This window comes from Clostridium sp., from assembly GCF_032552055.1.
In the GTDB taxonomy this organism is placed as follows: Bacteria; Bacillota; Clostridia; order Clostridiales; family Clostridiaceae; genus Clostridium.
This window is the reverse complement of the sequence record NZ_JAWGSV010000217.1, coordinates 1-5,328: the sequence shown is the minus strand read 5'-3', so window position 1 is coordinate 5,328 and position 5,328 is coordinate 1. Positions and strand designations below refer to the sequence as shown.

The following is a 5,328-nucleotide window of genomic DNA, read 5'->3' as shown; positions in this document are numbered from 1 at the left end:
ACTCAATAGATTTATATTTGAAATATAAAAAAAAAAGCATCTAATAAATTAGATGCTTTTGGCGGAGAAACCGGGATTTGAACCCGGGCGCCAGTTGCCCGACCTACGCCCTTAGCAGGGGCGCCTCTTCAGCCACTTGAGTATTTCTCCATGTGCCTTCTATAAAGGTTATATGGCGGAGAGAGTGGGATTTGAACCCACGGTACCCGCAAAGGTACGCCGGTTTTCAAGACCGGTGCCTTAAGCCAGCTCGACCATCTCTCCTCATTCCGTCTTTCGACAAATATGATTATATCAACATAAAAATATTATGTCAACATTTTTATAAATTATTTTTATAAGAATAAGTAAAAGATTACACAGCAATCTTTTACTTAGAAAAATCTTTGCAAATCTTTATAAAGAAATCTCTATATAAATAAAAAAAGTTTTATTTAGCAAAAATCCTCTTAATTCTTTAATTGAGTAATTATTTAATTATTTAATTTAAATATATAACTACTAGCAAAAATAAATAGAACATGCTTATTTCACATATTCTATTTATTTTTGCCGTTATATTTACATTTTATTTAATTACTTTTAAATTTCCCATATATGGTTGAAGTGCAGTTGGAATATTAACTGAACCATCTTCATTTAAATTATTTTCTAAAAATGCTATTAACATTCTTGGTGGCGCAACAACTGTATTATTTAATGTATGAGCAAAGTATTTTGAGTCCTTAGAATTTACACGAATTTTTAAACGACGAGCTTGTGCATCTCCTAAGTTTGAACAACTTCCTACTTCAAAATACTTCTTTTGTCTTGGTGACCAAGCCTCAACATCTACTGACTTAACTTTAAGATCTGCTAGGTCTCCAGAACAACATTCTAAAGTTCTAACTGGTATGTCTAAAGAACGGAATAAATCTACAGTATTTACCCATAACTTTTCATACCATTCCATACTTTCTTCTGGTTTACATACAACTATCATCTCTTGTTTTTCAAATTGATGAATTCTATAAACTCCTCTTTCTTCTATTCCATGTGCTCCCTTTTCTTTTCTAAAACAAGGAGAATAACTTGTTAAAGTGTGTGGCAATGATTCTTCAGGTAATATAGTGTCAATATACTTACCTATCATAGAATGTTCACTTGTTCCAATTAAGTATAAATCTTCACCTTCAATTTTATACATCATAGCATCCATTTCTGCAAAACTCATTACACCTGTTACAACTTCACTACGAATCATGTATGGAGGAATACAGTAAGTAAATCCACGTTCTATCATAAAGTCCCTAGCATATGAGATTATTGCAGAATGAAGTCTTGCAACATTACCCATTAGATAATAAAATCCACTTCCTGCTACCTTTCTAGCACTATCTAGATCTAATCCGCTTAACTTTTCCATTATCTCTGTGTGATATGGAACTTCAAAGTCTGGAACTCTTGGCTCTCCAAAACGTTCTACTTCTACATTTTCACTATCATCTTTACCAATTGGAACACTTGGATCTATTATATTTGGTATAGTCATCATTATTTTATTAACTTTTTCAGATAAATCACTTTCGATAACCTCTAATTCAGATAAACGCTCTGAATTTGCAGTTACCCTCTTCTTCATTTCCTCTGCTTCGTCTCTCTTTCCTTGAGCCATTAAAGCTCCAATTTGCTTTGAGAACTTATTTCTATTAGCTCTTAAAGATTCTGCTTCTTGTTTAGCTTCTCTAAGTTTTTTATCTAATTCTATTACCTCATCTACTAATGGAAGTTTATTATCCTGGAACTTATTTTTTATATTTTCCTTAACCTTCTCTGGATTTTCTCTTACAAATTTTATATCTAACATTTTATATCTCCTCCCTGGATTTGTTTTTAAAAATAAAAAAAGAACCTATCTCCCCTATAAAGGGACGAAAGATTCCGCGTTGCCACCCTAATTAATAACAAAAAATTTGTTATTCACTCAAAAATTTTAACGGCTTATACCGTACTGCTCATCACAGTCCCTCTGAGGTGGATTCATATAATATTATTATCGATTTACACCAACCATCGACTCTCTAAAAATAATTATTAATATTACTAGCCTCTTCAACAGTTTTTATTATATTAATCTTAATATATTATAAAAAAATATTTATGTCAACATTATTTGTTAATCAGTTAAATCCCTTGTACAAATAATATCTATCCCTGTATTTAATATATTTTTACATATCATATTTCCTACCTTTATAGGAGTACTTACATATATTCTAGCAAGAACTTTTGATAACTCTATCCAAAGGCTTCTATCTACCTCTTCACTTGATTTAACTGGTACCACTTTATATTTAGGACTTCCTTTTACTCTTACTATAGATGTAAATATATCTTTATTGTTATTCTCGCAATCCAACCTACACATCATCAAACTCCTTTATTCTACTAGAAATTATTTTAGAATTCTTTGAGTCGTCTACTATTTCAGTTACCTTTTTATCTAACTCTCTAGCAAGTATATTCACTATCTTATCATAACAATAAGATCCATGACAATTTCCAAATCCAGATCCAGTTCTTCTTTTAATCCCTTCAACAGTTCTTGCTCCTAATGGCCTTCTTATACAGTCAACTATCTCTCCCTCTGAAATATTATTGCATACACATATTATTTTCCCATATCTTTTGTCTAATGCAATTATTTCATTGGCTTCTTTTTTACTTAATTCTCTAAATTTATATACTTCTCTTCTCTTATCTATAAAATTCTTCTTTAATGTACAGTTTAAATTGTTAGCAATAGTATCACAAAGCATTTTTGCTATTGCTGGAGCTATAGTTATTTTCCCATAATGAGTTCCAGTAACTCTTATATATCCCTTATCTATCTCACTCTCATCTATAAGCATTGAATCCTTATTATAACTTTCTCTAAATAAATTATTAATATTACTTTTTTCTAGATCTTCAAGTAATTGATTTGCATACTCTAAATTATCACTTAAGCTTGTTCTCTCAGTGCTTTTTATTCCAATTAAAGATCCAGTAGTAGTTGTTGGAGTACTTAAAACAAAGGTATCCTTATCAAAGGTCTCGATAACAATTTTATTGAATTTATTCTTATAATTATCATCAACTAATAGATAGCTCATATTTTTAAATTTGCTACCTTCACCCTTAAGCTCTTTATCCTCAACTTTTCCATTTTCTCTAATATAGATTTCATGGGGTATAGTATTTATTACAACCTTACAAGTAAACTTATTTCTATTTGTAGTAACTTTAAATCCCTTAGTTAAGCTTTGTATATTTAATACTTCTTCTTCTAATCTAAATATAGCTCCATTGTCTGCAGCAACTTCTGCATAGGCTATTGCTAAGTCATAAGGTGCAACAATTCCTATATTCTCAGAATAAAGCCCTTTCTTTATATTATGCTTTATATTTGGCTCTATATCATATACATCATTATCATCTATTAGATATACTCCATTAATGCCTCTTCTTTTTGCTCTTTCATACATCTCTTCAAGCTTTTTAACACCATTATCATCATTAACTACTCTTAGTGCTCCAATCTTTTTAAAAGGCACATTAAACTTTTCACAAGTCTCTTCCATTATATAATTTCCTATATACTCAAGACCAGCCATAATATCATCTGATGTTTCTGATCCATCATAAACAATAGAGGTGTTTACAAAAGAAATATCATCTGCTATATCATAATCTCTTTCAATTAGTGCAATATTAAAATTATATTTTGATAACTCATAAGCTACAGCACATCCTATTATGCCTCCACCTAGGATTAGAATATCATAATCCATAATTCAAAAACCCCCTATAGTAAAAATCCTCTTTCTTTTAGCTCCCTTTTTATTTCTTTAATGTCATCTGCACTATCTGCCGCAATGGTGTGAAGATGTATTCCATTAGTTAAGTTTGAAAGAGGCTTAGCATTATCCTTGTTATATTCTTTTTCAAATTTATATAAATCATTTAAGTTTTTAATCATTAAATTTCCTCTTAATTCTCCATAAAGAGGATGTTCTATAATAACATCTTCTATCATTCCACCATATTTAACTACTATCTCTAATTCTTCCATAGTCTCTTTGCTGTTATGGTTAACTGCTATTATTGTCTTAATTTTATTTATATCTTTATTAAGTATATATCCATCAGGAGTAGCAATAATATTTTTTCCTTCTGCTCTTAAAATTGCGATATCTTTAACTATTATCTGCCTAGTTACAGAAAATAATTCTGCAAGCTTTGTTCCCTTAATAGCAGAATTATTATTAATTAGCAACTTAATTATCTCTTCTCTTCTTTTTTTAGAAGTCATAACCTCACCTCTTTAAATTTAATTTTTATCATCACATATTTTTATTATTTTAAGAATTTCATTGTTCTCATCAATGACTTTATTATGATGATATCTTACTACTTGAAGTAATTCTTTATCATTCTCAAACCCATTACTCTTAAGTATATCAGTTCCTATCTCAGGATGATTATAGTATACATTTATCTGCTCTATATTATTATACTTCTTTATTTTCCCCTTAGTAGCTTTATCTAGCAAAACAACAGCTGATTTTTCTACTAATGATAAATGCCTATAACTTTTCCCTACATCATGTAATAGTGCAGCTCTTCCTAGCTTATACATATCTACATTTATATTTAAATCATTTCTCATCTTTATAGAATCTTTACAAACCCTAATACAATGATGCTTATCATTATGTTTTAATTTATTAAAAATATTTATTTCCTTTTCATTTAAAAATTTAGTTACATATGTATAATCTATTTCTTTAAATAAAGAAGAAAATCCCCAAATAAATTGTTTCACTCTATAAAAAGACATCTTTTCACCTTTTTTATTAATACTTACTATAATAAATAACCTAAAATATATTACTCAAACCTTATAAATATATTTTACTATACTTACTATAATAAAAATAATAACACTATATTTTTTTATTATCAATTATATATAACCTTTTATTTATTTCCTCATAAGCATATAAAATTTTATAAAAAAAAGAAGCTATGCTTCCATAACTTCTTGGTGGAGGTAAAGGGATTCGAACCCTTGACCCCTTGCGTGCAAGGCAAGTGCTCTCCCAACTGAGCTATACCCCCAAATATGGTGGACCTTCAGGGACTCGAACCCCGGACCTACCGGTTATGAGCCGGTTGCTCTAACCAACTGAGCTAAAGATCCTCAATAGACCTGGCAACGTTCTACTCTCCCACACAGTCGCCCGTGCAGTACCATCGACGCTGTAGAGCTTAACTTTCCTGTTCGGAATGGAAAGGAGTGTTTCC

General features: G+C 30.1%; 5 protein-coding genes, 4 tRNA genes, 1 rRNA gene and 1 other annotated feature. All 10 genes read right to left on the bottom strand.

What is annotated here, in order from left to right:
- Positions 1-59 precede the first annotated feature (59 nt).
- Positions 60-150, bottom strand: a tRNA-Ser gene (locus E6248_RS12650).
- 23 nt (positions 151-173) lie between these two features.
- Positions 174-264, bottom strand: a tRNA-Ser gene (locus E6248_RS12645).
- Between the two features lie 304 nt (positions 265-568).
- A complete protein-coding gene (serS, locus tag E6248_RS12640) occupies positions 569-1,846 on the bottom strand; it encodes a serine--tRNA ligase (RefSeq protein WP_316341152.1) in 1,278 nt (425 codons plus the stop codon).
- 57 nt (positions 1,847-1,903) lie between these two features.
- Positions 1,904-2,104: a binding site (T-box leader), on the bottom strand.
- Positions 2,105-2,155: 51 nt separating this feature from the next.
- The gene (locus E6248_RS12635; protein WP_316341151.1) at positions 2,156-2,407 is read right to left on the bottom strand and encodes a DUF1667 domain-containing protein; all 252 of its coding nucleotides are present in this window, start codon (positions 2,405-2,407) and stop codon (positions 2,156-2,158) included.
- The gene (locus E6248_RS12630) at positions 2,400-3,812 is read right to left on the bottom strand and encodes an FAD-dependent oxidoreductase (RefSeq protein ID WP_316341150.1); all 1,413 of its coding nucleotides are present in this window, start codon (positions 3,810-3,812) and stop codon (positions 2,400-2,402) included. Before E6248_RS12630 ends, E6248_RS12635 begins: the two co-directional genes overlap by 8 nt.
- Before the next feature lie 14 nt (positions 3,813-3,826).
- The gene (locus E6248_RS12625) at positions 3,827-4,333 is read right to left on the bottom strand and encodes a transcription repressor NadR (RefSeq protein ID WP_316341149.1); all 507 of its coding nucleotides are present in this window, start codon (positions 4,331-4,333) and stop codon (positions 3,827-3,829) included.
- 18 nt (positions 4,334-4,351) lie between these two features.
- A complete protein-coding gene (locus tag E6248_RS12620; RefSeq protein ID WP_316341148.1) occupies positions 4,352-4,861 on the bottom strand; it encodes an HD domain-containing protein in 510 nt (169 codons plus the stop codon).
- 205 nt (positions 4,862-5,066) lie between these two features.
- Positions 5,067-5,142, bottom strand: a tRNA-Ala gene (locus E6248_RS12615).
- Between the two features lie 5 nt (positions 5,143-5,147).
- A tRNA-Ile gene (locus tag E6248_RS12610) sits at positions 5,148-5,224 on the bottom strand.
- A 7-nt stretch (positions 5,225-5,231) separates the two neighbouring features.
- Positions 5,232-5,328, bottom strand: a 5S ribosomal RNA gene (gene rrf, locus E6248_RS12605); the annotation flags it as partial.